Here is a 19,164-nt window from a genome sequence, read left to right as displayed (position 1 = left end):
AAGCTATGAAATCTTGAGGTTTATGGCGTCTATTGAACAAAATTTCAACATGAATTCGCGCATCTTTCAATCCGAAAGGACGCCCCATAACCAATAACTTTCTGGTATTAAACCGTGAAATAAGCCATTTTATTGTACTGGCCGATGCACACAGGATCAAGCCAATACCGGTGTTCCTATTTGCAAATCCACCAAAATGTAGTGCAATCTAAAAGCGAGCCACGCCTTTCGCAAATCATGGCCCGCCCTGATCTTATTTTAGTTTCCCTTTATATAAGGTGCTCCGGCCTGTTCAAGTTTACGGGCAAGTGCCGGTACCATCTGGTCTGATATCCGGGTCATCTCCGGTTTCAATTCACCCAACATTTCCCGTGCTATGGCCAGACTTTTTCTGTGTAAAGGTGTCGGGCCATAGGTCGTAGCCAAGCCGCGACTGGCTACCCCCAAATGGGATTGGGCTGAAGGCGGGTTGCGTTCCCCGATCTCATTTCGGGCCGGACTCCCTTCGGCTTTGATTTCAAGCGTGCGCAGGGCTTTCTCCAACTCCTGTACATCTGAGGCCAGGCCCGCAGGGGATCCCGTCACCAGTGGAAGTGCTTTCTGGAATCCTTTCAACGCGGTTTCCGCCTGATCGTATTGATCACTGAGCATCTCAAAATCGCGCTGTAATCCTGTGAGTTCCTGCCTGTATTCATTATAACTCGCATAGTCCATGCCTTTCAGTGTCCCTTCTTGTACGGGCTTCACTTCAAATTGAACTTCATTGCCCATTGGGGTAACTGTACCCTCCTTTTCAAGTGCAAGGGATGCGGTATACATCCCCGGGACACCCAGGGGTCCGCGATTCCACCAGCCACCGCCACCGCCGGATCGATCTGGATCTATGGCGCGGGTACTGGCATGGCGCAGGTCCCAGGCCAAGCGATGGGTTCCCTTTTCCGCTTTTTGCTGCAGATGCCGGATGACATTGCCCTGGGCATCCTTAATGGTAATCCATACCCGGGCCGGTTGTTCGCTATTCTCCTGGTCCAAAGCGTCATAGCCCGGAAACGGAATATCCATTCCTTTCTCATTGGCTTCTTTTTCCGCTTTTTTACGTGCCTGTTTGGCCGTGGTGAACTCATCTTTGAGGTAATAGGTGAAAACCGCCCCAAAATCCGGGTTGTCGGCGATATAGTAATCCGCCCCAGTATTTCCCAGGTTACTTCGCGGAACATACCATTTAGCTGTTCGCGGAGCGAATAACATTCCCTGAGAGTCGAGGGCTTCGGGTGTCATATTTCGAAGGGCACTGTAATCGTCCAACACAAAGAAGCCACGGCCAAAAGAGGCAGCTACTAAATCGTTCTCCCGTTTTTGGATCACCAGGTCCCTGAATCCCATATTCGGGGTGCCCGGTAATTTTTGCCAGTTTGCTCCTCCATCCAGAGAAGTATACACCCCAAACTCAGTAGCCAGGAAGAAAAGGTTTGGATCTACGTGGTCCTGAACGATTCGCCAGAGTAGTGTGCGCTCAGGCAGGTTTGAGGACATGGACCTCCAGGTTTTGCCCTTATCGGTACTCTTGAAAAGGTACGGGTTAAAATCCCCTTCCTTGTGATTGTCCAGCACAACATAAACGGTATTGGCGTCGTGTAAATCCGCTTTGATATCGTTTACAAAACTGCGCTCCGGAAGTCCCAATCGCGTGACCGGGATGCGATCCCAATCGTCACCTCCGTTAGCACTAACGGCGATAAAGCCGTCGTCAGTACCCGCGTAAAGCACTCCCTCCTGAACGGGGGATTCACTCAGGGAAGTAATCGTATTGTAGTTGGACATGGCCCCGACATCCCAGGCATTATCCCAGGATTGCTGCCGGCCCATAATCGGTAATGACAGACGCTCTTCATTTCGTGTCAGGTCCCCTGAAATGGGTTGCCAGTCGTCACCCCGGCTTTCAGATTTCCATACGCGGTAGGAGGCAAAATAAAGCCGTGCGGGATCGTGTGGGGATACTAAAATAGGGGCATCCCAATTGAACCTTTCGTGAGGTTCACCTTTGCGCGCCTGAGGTTGTATAAAAACCTGCTCCCCGGTCGCCAGGTCCACACGATGCAGGCCGCCCTGCTGGGTTTCGGCGTAGATGATATTGTCGTACTCGGGGTCTGTGGCAGATTGGTGTCCGTCCGCGAAGAGGGTTTTATACCAGTGTTTATTGCTGATGCCTTCACGCTCATCCGTAGCGGAAGGTCCCCCGGCCGACCCGTTATCCTGTGTACCCCCGAAAATATGGTAAAAAGGTTCTGCATTGTTCACGGCAACCTTGTAAAACTGGGTCAGGGGAAGGTTCTTGTGATATTTCCAGGTTTCTGCCAGGTCAAAACTCTCATAGATACCCGCATCTGTGCCCAACATCAGGTAATCCGGGTCGTCCTTTTTAAAAACCAGGGCGTGGTTGTCGGAGTGTTTATCCTCTTCTTTGAGTTGCACAAAGGTTTTGCCCCCATCGTCAGAGGTGAGTACACGGACATTCATCAGATACAAGCGATCAAACTTATGCGGGCTCGCGTACAATTCCTGGTAGTAATGCGGGCCGGTAGCGCCGGACACTGTATTGGACATCTTTTTCCAGGAGGCCCCCCGGTCTTCAGAGCGAAATACGCCTCCCGTAGTGCGGTCCAGTTCAATGGCGGCGTAGATCACGTCCGGCTGCTGGGGTGAAATGGCGATACCGATCTTCCCCATATTCGATTTAGGAAGACCTGTAGAGAGTTTTGTCCAGGTTTCCCCTCCGTCAGTAGAACGGTGAATCCCCGATCCGGGACCTCCTCCCATGAGTGCTGCCACAGTCCGGTGGCGATCCCAGGTCGCTGCATAAAGCACCTGTGGATCCCTGGGGTCCATAATCAGGTCCGTAGCCCCAGTCCACTCGTCGTTACCGAGCACCCGGTTCCAGGTGAGTCCACCGTCCGTTGTTTTGTAAACCCCGCGTTCCCCTCCTTTGTTCCAAAGGGGTCCCTGAGCCGCTACCCAAACCACGTCGCTGTTATCCGGATGAACCAGGATGCGCGCAATGTGCTGGGTGTTTTTCAGCCCAAGATTCTCCCAGGTTTTACCGCCATCCGGCGACCGGTAAACCCCATCGCCATATGCCACGTGTCGTCCGCCGACATCTTCCCCGGATCCGACCCAAATGGTCGCGGGATTGCTGGGGTCTATCGTGACACAACCTGTGGAATAGGATTTCTGTGTGTCGAACAAGGGGGTCCAGGTGGTTCCTGAATTCACGGTTTTCCAAACGCCTCCCGATCCTACGGCAACATACCAGACATTGTCATTCTCGGGGTGTACAGCGATATCCGCGATGCGACCAGAAAGAAAAGCAGGCCCGATGTTCCGGAATTTAAAAGCCTGAAGGGGAAGTCCTGCCTTGGTTTGCTCGGGATTATCCTTTTTTTTGCGCTGTGCATTTAAAGGAGTTCCGAGAAATGTAAACAGAAGACTGAGGAGTAAAAGGGGGAGAATTTTTTTCATGATTGGATTTGATATTTTCAATTCCATAAAAATAGCAAAATAAATAGTCCTGCCAGAGTTACTTCAGAACCTTATTGCTATAAATCCTCCACCTGGCCGGATTCTGGCTTTTAAAATATTGCTTTGATCAGGCTTTAGTTTTCTAATTTAATCGTATTATTGCGATATACCAATAAAGTTGTAATGGGCTTAACTAAAAGTGAAATATTTACCGAAGGGCAAAATCGGATTGCTACAATTGCAAAAGCCCTCGGGCATCCGGCACGAGTAGCCATTGTTCAACATCTGTTTAAAGCGGAGTCCTGTATCTGCGGAGAGCTGGTAAGCGAGATCGGGTTAGCACAGCCGACCATTTCCCAACATTTAAAAGAATTGAAGCAAGTTGGTCTGATTAAAGGCAATATCGAAGGCACCAGTGTGTGCTACTGTATTGACGTCCATGCCTGGGAATCGATCAAAGAGGTCCTCATTGGGTTTCTGGATCAGGACGTTGCCCCCGGGGATTTGTGTTGCTAAAGGCAGTGCGCATCCCAACCCTTTTAATGCCTTGCTGGCTAAAGTCTGAAAGAAATTTCAAATTCTACAACCTATAAACCGATGAAGATGCCATTGAAGACGTTTCCTGAAATTAAGGAGGTCATACAGGGTCTTAAACCTGAAAATCTTAGCATTGAACGCAAGGCCTTATTGCAGCCCCTGATCGGGTTTATCCGCCATAAGATAGAAGACTCCAAACACATCCGCTTGAATTTTATCTGCACCCACAATTCCCGCAGAAGTCACTTGTCCCAGGTATGGGCCCAAACAATGGCCGCATATTGCGATATTGAGAATGTCTTTTGTTACTCAGGGGGTACAGAGGCTACGGCACTTTTCCCTATGGTGGCGGAAACACTCAGCGCTAAAGGGTTTCAGATCGAAACACTCTCAAAGGATACCAATCCTGTGTACAGCATCAAATTCGGGGCTGACGCCCATCCGGTAATCGGGTTTTCTAAGCGGTTTGATGACCATTTCAATCCGCAATCAGAATTCGCAGCGGTGATGACGTGTACCCAGGCAGATGAAGGTTGTCCTTTTATTCCCGGAGCTGAAATTCGCATCTCATTACCCTATGAAGACCCCAAAACCTCTGACAATACGCCGCTACAACAAGAAATGTATCGTGAACGAAGTCTGCAAATTGCAACCGAACTATTTTATGTTTTCTCCAAAATCAAGGCTTAACCATGACTGAAAAGAAACTCAGTTTCCTGGATCGAAACCTAACCCTCTGGATCTTTATTGCTATGGCTCTAGGGGTTGGTATTGGATATTTCCTGCCCACTTTTCCTGAGATCATTAATTCTTTTAGTGTGGGAACCACCAACATTCCTATCGCCATCGGCCTGATTCTGATGATGTACCCCCCATTGGCCAAGGCAAACTACGCCCTTTTGCCGAAGGTCTTTCGCAACACAAAGGTTTTGACCATATCCCTGATCTTAAACTGGATCATCGGACCCGTATTGATGTTTATTCTGGCTATTGTTTTTTTACAGGACTATCCAGAGTATATGGTTGGCCTTATCCTGATCGGCCTGGCCCGTTGCATTGCAATGGTCTTGGTATGGAATGACCTCGCTGAGGGAAGCAGCGAATACGGCGCAGGCCTGGTTGCTTTAAACAGCATTTTTCAGGTCTTTGCCTATAGTTTCTACGCCTGGATCTTTATAACGATACTTCCCCCTTATTTTGGGTTTGAGGGAGCTATCGTCGACATTTCCATAGGCACCATTGCCGAAAGTGTCGCCATCTATCTGGGGATTCCCTTTTTAATGGGCATTTTAAGCCGTCTGATCCTGGTCAGGATCAAAGGAGCGCAGTGGTATACCGAAAAATTCATCCCGGCAATTTCCCCCATAACCCTGGTTGCACTCCTCTTTACCATCGTAGTCATGTTTTCCCTCAAGGGAGAGCTTATTGTAACAATTCCCCGGGATGTTCTGATCATTGCAATCCCCTTATTGATCTACTTCATACTTATGTTCCTGATCGGTTTTTTCCTGAGCAGGGCAATCGGTGCGGACTACGATAAAACGGCGTCGGTTGCCTTTACGGCAGCTGGGAACAACTTTGAGTTGGCTATTGCTGTCGCTATTGCAGTTTTCGGATTAAATTCGGGCCAGGCGTTTGCCGGGGTTATCGGACCCCTGGTGGAAGTTCCTGCGCTGATACTTTTGGTCCGTGTCTCTTTCTGGCTGCGGAAGAAATACTTTCTCCAATGATATCCGGATAGCTTTGAACCTTCCCGTTTGACCTCGCTTTCCACATTCCTTATAAATCCCACTTTCGCGCTCAAAGCGAAATACCCATCCTGAAATCGAGGAAGTTGGCTACATGCCCATGTGCTTTTAAGTTAATGCCCGCGCTAAAGGTCTTGTCAAATCTATACACCAGTCCATACCGCTGATACACCTGCGGATGCTCGGGATTGGGGTTGCTGAGATAGACCCCGAACTGTTGACTGAACAGGAACTTCCCCAATAAGAACTCATGTCCGGCAGCTAGTCCGGCCTTTACCGAATTAGGCTTTTTACCCATAGTCTCCAGCACATAGCCCGTTCCGTTGTCATACATAAACTCACCTCCGAGCGTATAGGCATTGACCCTTGCAAATTGCCTGCTCCACTTGACCTCCAACCCGGGGGAAAACAGGAACAGATTCTCCCGCGGCTCCTCATAGGCGACAAAAAGTGTAAAATCCCATCTTTTTTGGGGCGGACCCAGGGCCCTCCAGTCGATATTCGCCCTTTCCCTGAACTCAAATTCATTTAAATAATAGGCCATTCCAATTCCCAAAGAAGGCCAGTTAATCCCCTTATTGGGTTGCCTGATGCCCCCGTTAGAAATGTGGTTGTACATCAGACTGGCATTCAATAACCATCGGGATTTAATCCTGAAATGCACGCTTCCCCCCAATTGCAGGGGAAATCCCAGGTAGGTACTATAGCTTAAATTATTGGGGTTTTGAATGGAGTCATAAGGACTGTTTTGATAGGACAACCCAAAGCCCGCCCGAATGGAATAATTTATGCGTCCTTTCGTATTAAATACAGGTTCGATGTAAAAAAGCCCCGTCAGCCCCTGTCCAAGTACTTCTTTGTTATCATACCCCCAGTAGGTGAGTGCAACGCCCAGTTTAGGGTAACACAGACAGCTTTCCCAGGCTTGCTGTGATATTTTATGCCACGCCAGATCCAATTCAATTCCGGTCGGATACGAATCTTCAATGGGTCTCAGATCCCTGCTGTGAATCAGTACGGATCCTTTGTGAATCTTGAGTCCCAGCATCTTCACTGCTTTCAGCGAATCATTGGAATTCTGAGCAAATGACCAAGTTGCTGAAAAGAGAAATACGACACAAAAAACATGGAATAATATCCAAGAGGGCCTCATCCGAAAATATATTGATAATCGAAATATACAGGATTTCCTTCTTCCTGAACAGGCTTTCTGAAACCAGGTTAGAATTGGATTAGGCTCCCGTTAAACTCCAAGAGAATCTGAAGGCTTCCTGGAAATGTATTTGTGGATCGCGCTAGGAAACGGATGTCATCAATTCCTTTTGGATGACCTCTTCAAGAACGTGCTTGGGCAGTGCCCCGGCCTGCATCATCGGTTGCTTATCCATAGGGATAAACAAAATACTGGGGATACTGCGGATCTGAAAGACTGCTGCCAGTTCCTGCTCTACCTGTGTATCCACCTTATAGATAATAATATCCGGGTTTTCATCGCTCAATTGCTCCAGAATAGGTGCAACCATCTTGCACGGCCCGCACCAATCTGCATAAAAGTCAATGATGGCAGGTTTGTCCCCTTTATATTTCCACTCTTTTTCAGTGGTGTAATCAAAGATTTCTTCTTTGAATTTTTGAGCATTAAGTTTTACAGTAGGCATGCTATTTCATTTTTAAAGTACAAAGGTATTCAGAGAAATCCACAGATCATGTAACCCATGTTACCCAGCAAACAGCTTTTAATATATCCCTCAGGATTTCCTTGCGTCATACGTTTTGCCCGTTTTCTGGCCATACCTCTGCAGGGAGCGGAATGAGATGTAGTACTTGTAAATGTTACTAACATACTGCCCGGTTTCCCTTCCGATCTCCTTTGCTGCAATTAGCTCCACCTGCCCGAACCATTCATTTGGATTAAGGCCCTGTTGAGCAGCTTTTTTGCGAATTTGATTCATTCTTCCCGGGCCCATGTTGTATGCCGCCAGGCTCAACAACATGGCATTAAACGGATCGATTTCCGGACTGTCAAAATACCGGCTTCTTATAAAGTCCAGGTATTTGGCGGCAGCGTGAATGTTGTTATCCAAATCGTAGACATTGTCAATACCTACATTGGGGTCAGCGGCAGTACTGGGTTTGATCTGCATAATCCCAACAGCCCCTGCCGGGCTTCTCTTTGAGTTATCAAGCTGGGATTCCTGATATCCCTGGGCAGCGAGCAAAAGCCAGTCCCAATTGAATTTCGCTCCGTATTTTATGAACAAAGCCCTTATTTCCGCGAAACGCTCCACCGTTTCCGGTGCATTGGCCTTTTTGAGATAATTGGTATTCTCAAGAAATTTCTTTAAAAGTATATTGCCCGTAAGGGAGCCTTGCCGGTGCTGCTTTATAAATACATCTACAGCCGTTTTTAGATTGGGACTCCCACTGCGCATCGCCCATCCGATTTTTCCTTCGGTTTTTATGGCCAGATCCTCATGTACCCTGATATCAGGAAGTATTTGACTCCAAAGCCTGGTTGCAAAATTATTCGATATCGTGATCGGAATCATCCCGGCATTGACCATCTCCAGGATATCGTCATCTTCCAGATGTTCATCAACAGGCACCACATGGATCGCAGGTTTCCCGGCCTTGCTAAGGGAGTCGTTGAAAACCTTCAGATGTTCATAGTAACTGCTGGATCGCCTGATGTAAACCGTATCCCCCAGGATATCTTCAAAATTGGTAATGGGCCCCGCCGCAGGGCCCGAAACGACCAGTTCACGCCAGTTGTCCACGGAGGGGATTGAAAAATCGAATTCCGTTTTACGGCTCTCTGTAATAACCAGGTTTGCCGCAGCGAGATCCCCATACCCTTCGTTCAGGGAAGGCAGGATACGGTCACGGGTCATGGGAATAAAAATCACCCGGACATAACCAGGAGTCCCTGGTCTCTTGCCAAGTTGTTCGTTGAGGTTTTTTTCAAATAACGTGAGGGCTTCATATATAATACCTCCCCTTTTGGTGCCATTGATAAAGTAACTGCTGCGATTATAGGGTACAAGGGCGCGAATTTGGCCCCGCTCGATCATTCCGTCCAGGTCACCAATCCATTGTTCACTGAGCCCCAATATTTCATCAGTCTCATTAAATTCAGGGTCCTCCAGAGCTTCTATTACCTCTGTTGCCGGAGCGTTCTCCTGTTTCGGTTTATCCTTGCAGGAAGCCAAGCTCAAAAGGATAACAGCGAAAAGAGTGAGGTACTTAAGGTTATGATCCGCTTTACACATAATGCTGTTTTTTCAAATGTAACTCTTTCTGAATCAGAATGTATCGTCTGCTGGGTTGGCGTCCGATCAATGAGTGCCGGATAACTTTATATTCTCAGATATTGGATTCAACTACCTCCTATCGGGGGTTGTACCAGACTGGGGAGGTATAGGCCCGTTCTTGTATGCTGGCCGGTACATCTTCCGGTCTTTTGACACCAAACACCTTGGCATCGATGGTGGTCCAGCGGGGGGTCGGAATTTCGAGCACCCTTATGTAATAGAATGCAGGTTCCTCCGGGCTGAATTCAGGGTCCGACCAGAAGGCCTGTAAAAAGGGGCTTCCGATGGAGTTGTCATAAGAAGCTTCCTGAATTTTTTAATCTTCTCCTTGGAGTCCTCATGGGTTTACCTTTTTAAAATAAACCCTTAAAATACGTCTTCAAAAATCTTTGCCAAATGACCAAAATCATGGCAATCAACTTAGTAAGGCGATGACCTGCATGTTTATTCAGCCCGAATTGAACTTTGCCGGATTTTTCCAAAGGATTCTTAAATGCAACAATAAGCGAGGGAGTTTCGAATTCGGTACTTTGACAGGATATGAGGCATTAGTGGGTTTACCTCTGTTGCTGAATTAAAATTTCAATCCGAACAAAGGACTCTGGAATCGGAACCCGCATCGAAATCAATTGCGGGCAGTCAGTACGTTAAAGGTGGCCGGGTCTCTGCAGTAATTTGCAGGGGCTAGGGGTTGTCAAAATAACCACTTGATGTCACGAAAACCGCAGCATCATCCATGCGAAGTATGTCCTGAAGGGCCGCAGCTTTATCAGTTGCCATGTCATAGTACGCTTTATTGATCTTGTATCCCATGGCGTATCCGAGAAGATTGGGATGCTTGCTTTTGTCTGTGTTCACCCCAAGCCAGTAATCCCTGTTTTGTCCTTCCTTCTCGAGATCTTTTAAAAACTCGTTTTTCAGCTGCTTTTCATCTTCTTCGATAAATTCCAGAGCCTCCGTTTGGGTAATGTCCCCAAGGACCAGGGAAGTGACAAATTCGGCCCCTCCCTCCCTTAAACACATCCCAAGTAAGTTGTCCGGCTTGGCATAGAGTGCCGCATACTTGGGAAGACCCATGGCCATAGCCTCCTGGAAATGGGCCAATTCATGAACCATTAACTTCTTGAGTTTCGGCAAATTATCGGCCGGGCGGGTAACGGTAATGAGTTGTCCTACCCCGGAAGCCTGCCCTATCCCTCTGTTAGCCCCGACCAGGAGGTATGTCGGCGGGTACATGGCGTTGGGCAAAACAGTGCTGAAGTCCTTCATGAGGTCCTTATAGACTTGCTCTATCGCGGAAATTTTATCCAGGAAGGCGGGGAGCAGGGCATAGCGCTCCGGGTTCGCCAGCATGGCATCCCTCATGAGTTCCGGAGTGAGCTTATGCCGGCGTATGTATTCTTTGAGGCCTTCAGAACCGCGATCGAAATACAAGGTTTGCAAAACCTGCAGGGTATCCGGGTTTGTTGCCAGTTCGGCGTAAGCCTCCATAAAATGTTCCAGATCCGAATAAATGAGATTTGCCTCAGCAGGTGTCCTTGGATAATTAGGTTGGGCTGAGACCTTCAGGCAAAGGAACAGGCACAGACCCCACAGGATCGGTGTGGTGTTCTTGAGTAAATTCAGTGTGTTCATCTTAAATGGTTGGGCTGGTTTTCAAAAATTAAGACGAGCTGCGGGTGGATTTGTTACAATTCATATGAAGTCCCATTAGTATCCAAACGCATCCCTGCCTACCCCTGGTAAATACCGGTTAACATCCAAACTCATGGAATGATTCACAACATCCTGACGCACCAGAGATCTGCAGGTAAAGGCAATGTGAGATCAGGCCTGTCTTCACCAGGAATTCTAGATAAGCATTCCGTCGAATAATTGCCAAAAAGCAGTTCTACAATTCCTCCACAAGTTGAATATTATTACCACACGTATCATTAAAAACGGCAACTTTTACCGTGCCCATTTCAGTCGGTTTTACACTAAAAGATACACCGAGCTTTGTGAGGCGTTCGTATTCGGAAGCCACGTCCTGAACATCGAATTGTGTCCAGGGAATCCCAGCTTTCATTAAGGCATCCTGATATACCCTGGAAGGTTCAAAATGGTTGGGCGCTGGCTCCAATAGTATTTCTGGCCCGTCCTGCCACTCTTCTGAGACCAGGGTCAGCCATCGATTCCCCCCACCCAGGGGAATGTCCTTCTTTTTCAGGAAACCTAACTTCTCAGTATAAAACTTTAAGGCATTTTCCTGGTCAAGGACCGGAATGCTAATCAAGGTTACTTTCATTTTCTTCGGTTTTTTTTATTAATCCAAATGATATAGTCTGCGCGCAGGGTGAGACTAAATTGTCTGCCACTGAACTTGCAGATGCAGTATAAGATGCGATGACTTACTATTGTTCCGCCCTCTTGAAATAAAGGGTTACCGGTTTCAGCAATATCTGATTTCCTGACCGTATGGGTTTCAGAATGTTTCCGTAATTAAGTGTCAAATTGAATTCCTGAAATTCCGTGTTCAAAAAAAACTGTGCAGTTGTCCCATTGTCCTTCCAGTTCAATTTCGATTCCGTAATGTCAATTTCGATCAATGCTCCATTCCCTTGTACTACCCCATCCTTTGTTTCGGTCAGATACGCCTGGAAAGTTTTTATATTTTCATCCATTGGCTGGGTAAACTCAATCTGGACTGCATTGTCTGCCAGGGATATCGATTGTGTTTTATCTCCGTTTTTTACAGCAGGCTGAACAACTTTACCCTCTTGTTCTTTACACCATTTTAGAAGGGGCAAATAAATATCCTCAATTTTTCCGGATTTATTTTTTTGCATCAGTTCCACCACCTTTTTTGCGAAGAATTCGGAGGCTATAAAACCTCTTTGGACATTTACGTAGTGATAAGGTAGCGTTACCGCATCGGCATATTCGGGAAATTCTTCTTTGACAAAAGCGTCATAGACCGCCCACGTAATATATTCGTTAAAAGAATCTATGCCCATATAGCCCGATTCTTTATCCCAAATTGTTTTGTTATAATATTTTTCGATCTGCTTTTCAAACGTGTCGGAAATCGGGTTCAGGTAGCCGTGGTCCATTTCGGTGAACAGGGAATGGTTTGCAATGATTCGGGTTGTCATATCCACATTTTTGTCCCCTAAAATCAACTCCTTGCTGATGTTCGGGAAATCGGCTGTTGTCAGGCTGTCGATATCTCTGTGGCAGTTCTGACCCCCGACCAAAGGCGAAATCACGATTTTGTATTTCACCTGGTCTTCGAAAGTTTTTCCGGCAATTTTTTCAAGGTAAGCTTTGGACCTGTTGACGAAATAGTATTCTTTATAATTGGCGATAATCTGGTCGTAGAAACCCCTATTGTCTCTATAAAATTTTCTGAAGTTCGATTCTTCAACGAAATCGTTAACCAGGTGGATATTTTTGTCGAATTCGGGATAACTGAAGGATTGGAACTCGAAATCTCGTTTCAACTGGTTTTCGTCGTCGAAGGAAAAGGCATAGGCATCCGTTCTGAATCCGAGAAATTTTTCCCATTTTTTTCGCGAATAGTTTACGCTGTCCAGGAGTGGGTGGTCCTTAACGGGTTCAAAATATTCCATAACCCGGTCGTAATAAGGTGGAATTTTTTGTACATCCCATCTGTCCGTTTGTCCATATTGCGTCAGCGCCAAAACGATATTGGAAAGTTCATAACTCTCAGGCAGTTCAATCGTGACATTTTTCTGTCCCTTGAGGCCGAACGTCAAAAGCAATGCAAGTGTGATGATAAGGTATTTCATAATGCTTAAACCCGTATTCTTTAAACTTTTGATTTTGGTCGGCGGGCTCTATTTGATCCATATGGCCAGCCTGAAGTACGCATTTAAAGTTAGTGTTTCTTTAAAGAATCCCATGGTCCTTGAATGCTTTGTAGAAATATAAATATGCACCTCAACGAGGCACATTTGGTAAGATCTCAATTAAAAATTTTACTACCTTTTGGAAATGCCAAGTACAATTCCCTACATGTTTAGAAATCTCAGTAAGGTCTTTTTTACTGTGCTATTGTCCGTGCCTTTTTGCTGTATTGGCCAGACCGGGGATCGGGAGCCCAATTTTTCGGACTCCACAAGAATCCAGATTGCACCTTACGGGAGCTTTCGAGGCCATATAGCCGTCCTGAGGGAACAGGCTGAAATTCAGGAGAATGCCTCGCGTATAGGGTTTGAATTTTCGGTTTACAAGAGCAATATTCGCTATTTTACGGGAGTAGAACTGGCTATTAACCTCTTTAGGAGTGCCCAACTTTTCAATGCGGATGCCAATACCAATAGTGGATTCATCAAGTTTGATGAGACCCAGAACCTACAGGTTTTTTCGACCCGCTTAGGGTATCTGGGTGCTGATTTCGGGGAATACGGGATCCTGAGGATTGGCAAACAATGGAGTGTCTATTACGACATCACAGGATATACCGACAGGTTCAATGTGTTCGGGGGACAAGGTAGTGCAACCTACGTGGCAAGCTCCGACGGAGGAGAAACAGGTACCGGCAGGGCAAACCAGGCGCTGACTTACCGCAATAAAATCGGACCCTTACACCTCGGAGGCCAATTACAAATGCGTTCCATATCCAATGGCTTCCTTTTCGACGGGTTCGCGTTGAGTGCCCAATTAGACATCCTGCAAGGGCTAAAGGCGGGGGCGGCCTACAACAAAAGCTATTTTGATGATTTTCTAATTGAAAACACCCTTGGATTCGGAAACCAACCGGAATACCTCGCCTTAGGAGTCTCCTACAACTCCGACCACCTTCTTCTCGGAGCTGTCTACGCAAATCATACGAATGGGGACCTGACCCGATCGGTTGTGGAGGAAGAATTGGTGGCGGTGGTCTTTGATGCAAAGGGCTTTGAACTATTCGGTAAATTCATCCAGCCAAAATATTCCATTCTAGCAGGGTTCAACGGCTACTTCCCGGATGTTGAAGGCCTCCCAATAAGCGACGATTCCAAGCGTCTATTTTACATGATCGGGGCGGAGTACAAACCTTCCCGCTTTGCTTATTTATATTCTGAGTACCGCTTTGGAACAGGCGTCAACTCCTTTGGGGTTACTGCCCCGGATGTATTCACGCTGGGGATCCGTCTGGACCTTCAGCGCTCATGGGAAAAGATCCTCTAAAGTATTTTGTGGTGTTGCCATTGTGTTTATTAAACAATGGAATCCCCTGGATACTTAAACAAAAAAGAGAAAGGAAAACTCCTTTTATTGCTTCAATTTTTGAGCCACACCATCGTAGTACTCCCGGGTGAGTTTCTCTGTCCACATAGTAGGCTCACTCCCGTATACCGCGATATAGGAAACCTCAGACCCGGCAGATGAAGTATGCCAGTGCTCAACATCTTTTTCACACTTTATAACATCTCCCTTCCTGAGGATGATGGGTTCCTTGCCCCTTTCCTGATAGTAGCCCTCTCCTTCAAGGATGATGACTACCTGGGGTGTGGCGTGTTTATGCCAATCCAGGGTTGAATTTGCACTAAAAGTGGCCTGGGTGATGTTGTAGTTAAAATCCCCTCCCGCTTCGACCAGGAAATTCAACCAGGCTTCCCCAATATGGTGAGTATTGGGCGCCTTCATGCCTTCGGACAATGTAGATTTTACAGAATAGCCGGAATTCTGGGCATAAATAGACAGAGGCAGTAATACGAATAATAACGCTAAGTGTTTCATTTATTCAGGTTTATTCATTCTTGCTCGAACATCGATAATGACTTCAGTAGTATTTATTGTAATCAAATATAGCCCTTTATTCAAGGCTACTCAGCCCTTCTGCACTTTATGAATTTGATAATAACAATAGGAAATGATGCTGACGTATTTTTCGTATTTTCAATGGATTCAAATCCAAAGCCCAATCCATGACGTATCCCAGTATTTTTAATGATGTGGTCGGGCCGGTAATGCGGGGGCCGTCCAGCTCACACTGTGCGGCTTCACTCAGGATCGGCAGGATTTGCCATGACCTGATGGACGGGAAGATCTCGGAGATCGAAATTGATTTTGATACCCACGGGTCCCTGGCAACCACCCATAAAGACCAGGGGTCCGATATGGGGCTTTTTGGCGGGTTCCTGGGCTGGGAGGCCCATGATGAGCGCCTGGTGGACTCAGAAAGGCATCTCAAGGCAGCCCGGATTGCAGTCAGGATCAACATTATCGATTTCCAGGCCGAGCATCCCAACACCTATAGGATTACCCTGAAAAACCCCTGGGAAACGCACCAGGTGGTTGCCCTTTCCACGGGGGGCGGTATGATCGAGGTGATCGAAATTGATAAAACGGAGGTTTCCCTGGCCGGCGACAGCTTCGTAACATTGATTTACACAGGGGATCCCGACAGCGTCTCCCAATACCTGAAGCGGTCGACAAATGTGAATGGCATTCAAACGCATAACGGGGCATCCTGTTTTGTGCTGGTGACCACCCTGGTTCCCATGGATGATTCCCTCTTACAGGAACTGAGCCAGTTGGAAGGTGTCAAATCCATCAAACAGCTCAATCCGGTTTTGCCCATCCTCGCTGCGAAAGATATCCGGGTGCCCTTTATCACCACCGCAGAAATGCTGGCCTACAACAAGGGAAAAAACCTGTCCCTTTGGCAACTGGCTGCCCGATATGAGAGCATACGGGGGAACATCTCCGAGGAAGCGGTCTTCTCCAAAATGGACGAAATTCGGATTATTATGAGGGATGCGGTCGAAACCGGCCTCAAAGGCACCGAGTTCGAAGACCGGATTCTGGGTCCCCAATCTGTGAAGTTCAAGGCCATGATGGAAGACAAGAAGCTGGTGGACGGGGAAGTGCTCAACAGGATCATTATGCACGTTTCAGCTATTATGGAAGTCAAAAGCTCCATGGGCGTGATTGTAGCGGCCCCTACAGCGGGGTCCTGCGGGGCGATGCCCGGGGCTATTTTGGGCGTGGCCGATGCCCTTGGCCTTTCGGAGGAAGAAACGGTAAAAGCCTTACTGATCGCCGGCCTGATCGGGGTGTTTATCAGTGCCCATGCCACCTTTGCAGCCGAATTGGGGGGCTGTCAGGCCGAGTGCGGAGCCGGGGCAACCATGGCGGCTGCCTCCCTGGTTTATCTGGGCGGAGGCACTTTGCCACAGAGCCTATCAGCGGCTTCCATGGCGCTGCAAAGTTCACTGGGGCTCATCTGTGACCCGATCGGGAACCGGGTAGAGGCACCTTGCCTGAACCGCAATGTGATGGCTGCCTCCAATGCACTTTCATGTGCCAATATGGCCCTGGCGGATTACGACCACCTGATCCCCCTAGACGAGGTGATCGAAACTATGTACGAAGTGGGCAAAAGCATCCCAAACACCCTAAGGTGCACCAATCTGGGCGGGCTTTCCATTACCAAAACAGCCAAAGAAATCGAGCAGCGACTAGGGCAAAAACAATTCTTCAAAAGCTGTTAACGTTCAATGGCAGTATGATCTATAGAAGCCCTCTTCATCCCTTACCCTAACTGGTATTTCGACAGATTACATTCCTCTTGGGCTCGAGCCTTGTTTCAAATAAAAAAGCCATCTAAACTAGATGGCTTTTGAAGCTCCCCCTCTTGGGCTCGAACCAAGGACCCTCTGATTAACAGCCTCGGCCAGGGAGGTATTGATAATTACAAAATCCTTCATATAATTCTCATTTTCTGATATTTACATAATATTTGTCATCAATTGAATCCAAATGATATCACCAAATTGTTTGCAAATTGTTTGCAATTTTTTTCACTACCTTCTGGTTTGTGAAGACATTTTTAAGCCTTTTACAAGATACGAGAAGGAAGAAAAAAGACGGGTCCTATCCCATAGTTTTTCGCCTCACCCACCATCGAAAAACCACTTCGATCACCACGGGATTTTCAGTACATCCTGCCTATTGGGATGTTCGAAAATCAGAGATCAAAACCTCCTGGCCTGGTTCTCGCCACGTGAGCCGGATAAACAATTTATTGCTCAAGGAGAAAACACGAATGGTGGATGTTTTAAACAAGCTATTCGACCGGGGAGTGTTGGATTATATGTCTATCAATCAGGTGCGCGAACGGATCTCTCGTAAAAAGAATTTTGACTCCTTCCTGGCATTTGGCGATGAGAAAGTTGAGGAGCTCAATGCCTCGCAACGATTCGGTACTGCCCGGTCCTATGCAGGACTTATTGGGATACTTCGTGTATTTAGCAAGGGAAGGGACATTCGATTTAACGAGATCAATTACGATTTCCTCAGGAAGTTCGAGCAATTCCATCTTTCCAAGGAAGGCAATACACTAAACGGGGTGGCCTCCTATATGCGTGTATTGAAAGCCATCTACAACAGAGGCATCAAGGAAGGGTATATTGAAAGAGAGGCCTATCCATTTTTTCATTACAAGATCCGAATGACTCCAACTGCCAAGAGGGCATTGGATGCCGAAAGTCTTAGCAAGATCATGGCACTCAAAGTAGAAGTGGGAACAAAACTCTTCCATTACAGGAATTATTTTTTGATCTCCTATATGCTCTATGGAATGTCCTTTGTAGATATGTGCTTCCTGAAAATAGAGAATATTGTAGAAGGTCGTATTCTGGTGAGGCGTAAAAAGACCTCGAAACACTACAACATAAAGATTACGGACGCTTTGTGGGAGTTGCTCGAATACTATGTAGACGGAAAATCTGAGAGAGAATTCATCCTGCCCGTAATTAATCGGGCTTCCCTGAAAGATCAGTACAAGGATATCGACTGGGAGCGCCACCGCTACAACAGAGGTTTGAAAGAAATAGCCGCACTGTGTGGGATACGGCATAGACTGACCACCTATGTCTCACGGCACAGCTTTGCGACCCATGCCATGCTTCAAAACATCCCCCTGCAGGCTATTTCAGCGATGCTGGGTCATAGCAAACTGAATACGACACAAATCTATCTTAAATCACTTCCAACGGACGTTCTGGATGCATATAATGAAAAGCTGGTGGATGCAATTTAGACTAGCGCAGTAGTTTTCAACGTGTTCGTGTATGGTTAGTTGCGTTGGCTAGCAACTAAATTAGTAAAAGAAAACGAACCAGAGGAAATTCCGAAGGAATTTCCAAGTAGGCGAGAACCTAGCAATTAAATATACACGTTGTTAGGCGCTGTGTTTTTATTTACATTTTTTCTTTAATTGCTTTTTTCCAAAAGTAAATTCCAAAAACACAAGTAACAATTGTAAACATAATTCCATTTTCTCCAAGCCAATGTTCTGTTCCTTCAATTTTTGTTGTTAAAGGAGGCATTATTTTTTGTATATAAACATTACTTACTGCGTGGAAAATTACTGCTGGCCAGAGACTTTTAGATTTAAAAGTATAGTATGTCATAGTAAACGACATAAAAATACAAGTAGTCAAAAAGGCTAAAAATTCCAATATTGCATTATTACTATAGTAAACGAACAACGGCCAATGCCAAGCTGCCCAAATAATTCCACTAAAAACAGAAACACTTGTAAAAGAAAGCACTTTTCTTAATTCATAAATAAAAAAACCTCTCCATCCAATTTCTTCTCCTAAAGTGGTTGCGGCTGATCTAATAACTTCAACAGTTCCTAACAAGAGTATGGCTATTACTACAATAGGTATGGTGTCTAAAGTTCCTATTCCCATTAATTGAAGTTCTTTAGCCCATTCAGTAATAACATCTGCATTTGCTAAATTTCCAAATCCAAAAATCCAGATGAGTATATAGGTAATTATACCAGCTAAAGCTGGAATAAAATAAGACAATCGAATGTATTTCCAATCTCCCCAATTCCAATTTAGAGATGAAATCTTACGACCTTTTATTTTTAAGGTAATAAATGCAGCAATTGCAGGACACCACATTATAGCTCCAACATATATTCGTGATGGATATAAATTAACTATGGCATAATGAAAAGGTGAAGTAAGAAGAATAACGATTGCAAGAAATAGAAAGATTGTTTTCCAAGTTTCTTTTCGTTCCGATAAATTTTCTGGCATAAG

Annotated in this window: 16 protein-coding genes; 6 read left to right on the top strand and 10 right to left on the bottom strand. The window is 46.3% G+C overall.

What is annotated here, in order from left to right:
* Positions 1 to 258: 258 nt before the first annotated feature.
* Positions 259 to 3,516, bottom strand: a complete 3,258-nt coding sequence (locus tag QU605_RS01385) for a WD40/YVTN/BNR-like repeat-containing protein (protein ID WP_289723466.1) — start codon at positions 3,514 to 3,516, stop codon at positions 259 to 261.
* Positions 3,517 to 3,699: 183 nt separating this feature from the next.
* Between QU605_RS01385 and QU605_RS01380 the strand changes: the two genes are divergently transcribed.
* From QU605_RS01380 to arsB, 3 genes are all read left to right on the top strand, one after another.
* A complete protein-coding gene (locus QU605_RS01380; protein ID WP_289723465.1) occupies positions 3,700 to 4,032 on the top strand; it encodes an ArsR/SmtB family transcription factor in 333 nt (110 codons plus the stop codon).
* Positions 4,033 to 4,113: 81 nt separating this feature from the next.
* Positions 4,114 to 4,743, top strand: a complete 630-nt coding sequence (locus QU605_RS01375; RefSeq protein ID WP_434967908.1) for an arsenate-mycothiol transferase ArsC — start codon at positions 4,114 to 4,116, stop codon at positions 4,741 to 4,743.
* A 2-nt stretch (positions 4,744 to 4,745) separates the two neighbouring features.
* A complete protein-coding gene (gene arsB, locus QU605_RS01370; protein WP_289723463.1) occupies positions 4,746 to 5,783 on the top strand; it encodes an ACR3 family arsenite efflux transporter in 1,038 nt (345 codons plus the stop codon).
* A gap of 70 nt (positions 5,784 to 5,853) precedes the next feature.
* Here arsB and QU605_RS01365 read toward each other — a convergent pair whose 3' ends face one another.
* The 7 genes from QU605_RS01365 to QU605_RS01340 form a co-directional block, all read right to left on the bottom strand.
* Positions 5,854 to 6,849: an acyloxyacyl hydrolase gene (locus QU605_RS01365; RefSeq protein WP_289723462.1), complete on the bottom strand. Its 996-nt coding sequence runs from the start codon at positions 6,847 to 6,849 to the stop codon at positions 5,854 to 5,856.
* A gap of 247 nt (positions 6,850 to 7,096) precedes the next feature.
* On the bottom strand, positions 7,097 to 7,459 hold the full coding sequence (gene trxA, locus QU605_RS01360; RefSeq protein WP_289723461.1) for a thioredoxin: 363 nt from the start codon (positions 7,457 to 7,459) through the stop codon (positions 7,097 to 7,099).
* 90 nt (positions 7,460 to 7,549) lie between these two features.
* The gene (locus QU605_RS01355) at positions 7,550 to 9,070 is read right to left on the bottom strand and encodes an MltF family protein (RefSeq protein WP_289723460.1); all 1,521 of its coding nucleotides are present in this window, start codon (positions 9,068 to 9,070) and stop codon (positions 7,550 to 7,552) included.
* A 118-nt stretch (positions 9,071 to 9,188) separates the two neighbouring features.
* Positions 9,189 to 9,425 (bottom strand): DUF3604 domain-containing protein, encoded by a 237-nt coding sequence (locus QU605_RS15420; RefSeq protein ID WP_353655871.1) that lies wholly within the window; start codon positions 9,423 to 9,425, stop codon positions 9,189 to 9,191.
* Between the two features lie 371 nt (positions 9,426 to 9,796).
* The gene (locus QU605_RS01350) at positions 9,797 to 10,747 is read right to left on the bottom strand and encodes a DUF2268 domain-containing putative Zn-dependent protease (RefSeq protein ID WP_289723459.1); all 951 of its coding nucleotides are present in this window, start codon (positions 10,745 to 10,747) and stop codon (positions 9,797 to 9,799) included.
* 256 nt (positions 10,748 to 11,003) lie between these two features.
* Complete coding sequence (locus tag QU605_RS01345) at positions 11,004 to 11,399, bottom strand: VOC family protein (RefSeq protein ID WP_289723458.1); 396 nt, start codon at positions 11,397 to 11,399, stop codon at positions 11,004 to 11,006.
* Positions 11,400 to 11,505: 106 nt separating this feature from the next.
* Positions 11,506 to 12,903 carry a DUF4932 domain-containing protein gene (locus QU605_RS01340; protein ID WP_289723457.1) on the bottom strand — a complete coding sequence of 466 codons (1,398 nt, stop codon included), beginning with the start codon at positions 12,901 to 12,903 and terminating at the stop codon, positions 11,506 to 11,508.
* Positions 12,904 to 13,129: 226 nt separating this feature from the next.
* Between QU605_RS01340 and QU605_RS01335 the strand changes: the two genes are divergently transcribed.
* Positions 13,130 to 14,287: a porin gene (locus QU605_RS01335; RefSeq protein ID WP_289723456.1), complete on the top strand. Its 1,158-nt coding sequence runs from the start codon at positions 13,130 to 13,132 to the stop codon at positions 14,285 to 14,287.
* Between the two features lie 84 nt (positions 14,288 to 14,371).
* On the opposite strand, the gene QU605_RS01330 is transcribed toward QU605_RS01335, so the two are convergent.
* Complete coding sequence (locus tag QU605_RS01330; RefSeq protein ID WP_289723455.1) at positions 14,372 to 14,839, bottom strand: cupin domain-containing protein; 468 nt, start codon at positions 14,837 to 14,839, stop codon at positions 14,372 to 14,374.
* A 188-nt stretch (positions 14,840 to 15,027) separates the two neighbouring features.
* Between QU605_RS01330 and QU605_RS01325 the strand changes: the two genes are divergently transcribed.
* Together QU605_RS01325 and QU605_RS01320 are read left to right on the top strand one after the other, a co-directional pair.
* Complete coding sequence (locus QU605_RS01325) at positions 15,028 to 16,596, top strand: L-serine ammonia-lyase, iron-sulfur-dependent, subunit alpha (protein WP_289723454.1); 1,569 nt, start codon at positions 15,028 to 15,030, stop codon at positions 16,594 to 16,596.
* Positions 16,597 to 16,922: 326 nt separating this feature from the next.
* The gene (locus QU605_RS01320) at positions 16,923 to 18,146 is read left to right on the top strand and encodes a site-specific integrase (protein ID WP_289723453.1); all 1,224 of its coding nucleotides are present in this window, start codon (positions 16,923 to 16,925) and stop codon (positions 18,144 to 18,146) included.
* 160 nt (positions 18,147 to 18,306) lie between these two features.
* On the opposite strand, the gene QU605_RS01315 is transcribed toward QU605_RS01320, so the two are convergent.
* Entirely contained in the window at positions 18,307 to 19,161 is an 855-nt protein-coding gene (locus QU605_RS01315; RefSeq protein WP_289723452.1) for a CPBP family intramembrane glutamic endopeptidase, read from the bottom strand.
* Positions 19,162 to 19,164: the final 3 nt, after the last annotated feature.

The organism is Robiginitalea aurantiaca, assembly GCF_030380815.1.
Taxonomy (GTDB): Bacteria; Bacteroidota; Bacteroidia; order Flavobacteriales; family Flavobacteriaceae; genus Robiginitalea; species Robiginitalea aurantiaca.
The sequence above is the reverse complement of the archived record's forward strand: the minus strand, read 5'-3'. Positions and strand labels throughout refer to the sequence as shown.

Coding starts and splice junctions, on each gene's coding strand:
- QU605_RS01385 (WP_289723466.1), bottom strand. CDS start 3,516: ATGAAAAAAATTCTCCCCCTTTTACTCCTCAGTCTTCTGTTTACATTT.
- QU605_RS01380 (WP_289723465.1), top strand. CDS start 3,700: ATGGGCTTAACTAAAAGTGAAATATTTACCGAAGGGCAAAATCGGATT.
- QU605_RS01375 (WP_434967908.1), top strand. CDS start 4,114: ATGAAGATGCCATTGAAGACGTTTCCTGAAATTAAGGAGGTCATACAG.
- arsB (WP_289723463.1), top strand. CDS start 4,746: ATGACTGAAAAGAAACTCAGTTTCCTGGATCGAAACCTAACCCTCTGG.
- QU605_RS01365 (WP_289723462.1), bottom strand. CDS start 6,849: ATGCTGGGACTCAAGATTCACAAAGGATCCGTACTGATTCACAGCAGG.
- trxA (WP_289723461.1), bottom strand. CDS start 7,459: ATGCCTACTGTAAAACTTAATGCTCAAAAATTCAAAGAAGAAATCTTT.
- QU605_RS01355 (WP_289723460.1), bottom strand. CDS start 9,070: ATGTGTAAAGCGGATCATAACCTTAAGTACCTCACTCTTTTCGCTGTT.
- QU605_RS01350 (WP_289723459.1), bottom strand. CDS start 10,747: ATGAACACACTGAATTTACTCAAGAACACCACACCGATCCTGTGGGGT.
- QU605_RS01345 (WP_289723458.1), bottom strand. CDS start 11,399: ATGAAAGTAACCTTGATTAGCATTCCGGTCCTTGACCAGGAAAATGCC.
- QU605_RS01340 (WP_289723457.1), bottom strand. CDS start 12,903: ATGAAATACCTTATCATCACACTTGCATTGCTTTTGACGTTCGGCCTC.
- QU605_RS01335 (WP_289723456.1), top strand. CDS start 13,130: ATGTTTAGAAATCTCAGTAAGGTCTTTTTTACTGTGCTATTGTCCGTG.
- QU605_RS01330 (WP_289723455.1), bottom strand. CDS start 14,839: ATGAAACACTTAGCGTTATTATTCGTATTACTGCCTCTGTCTATTTAT.
- QU605_RS01325 (WP_289723454.1), top strand. CDS start 15,028: ATGACGTATCCCAGTATTTTTAATGATGTGGTCGGGCCGGTAATGCGG.
- QU605_RS01315 (WP_289723452.1), bottom strand. CDS start 19,161: ATGCCAGAAAATTTATCGGAACGAAAAGAAACTTGGAAAACAATCTTT.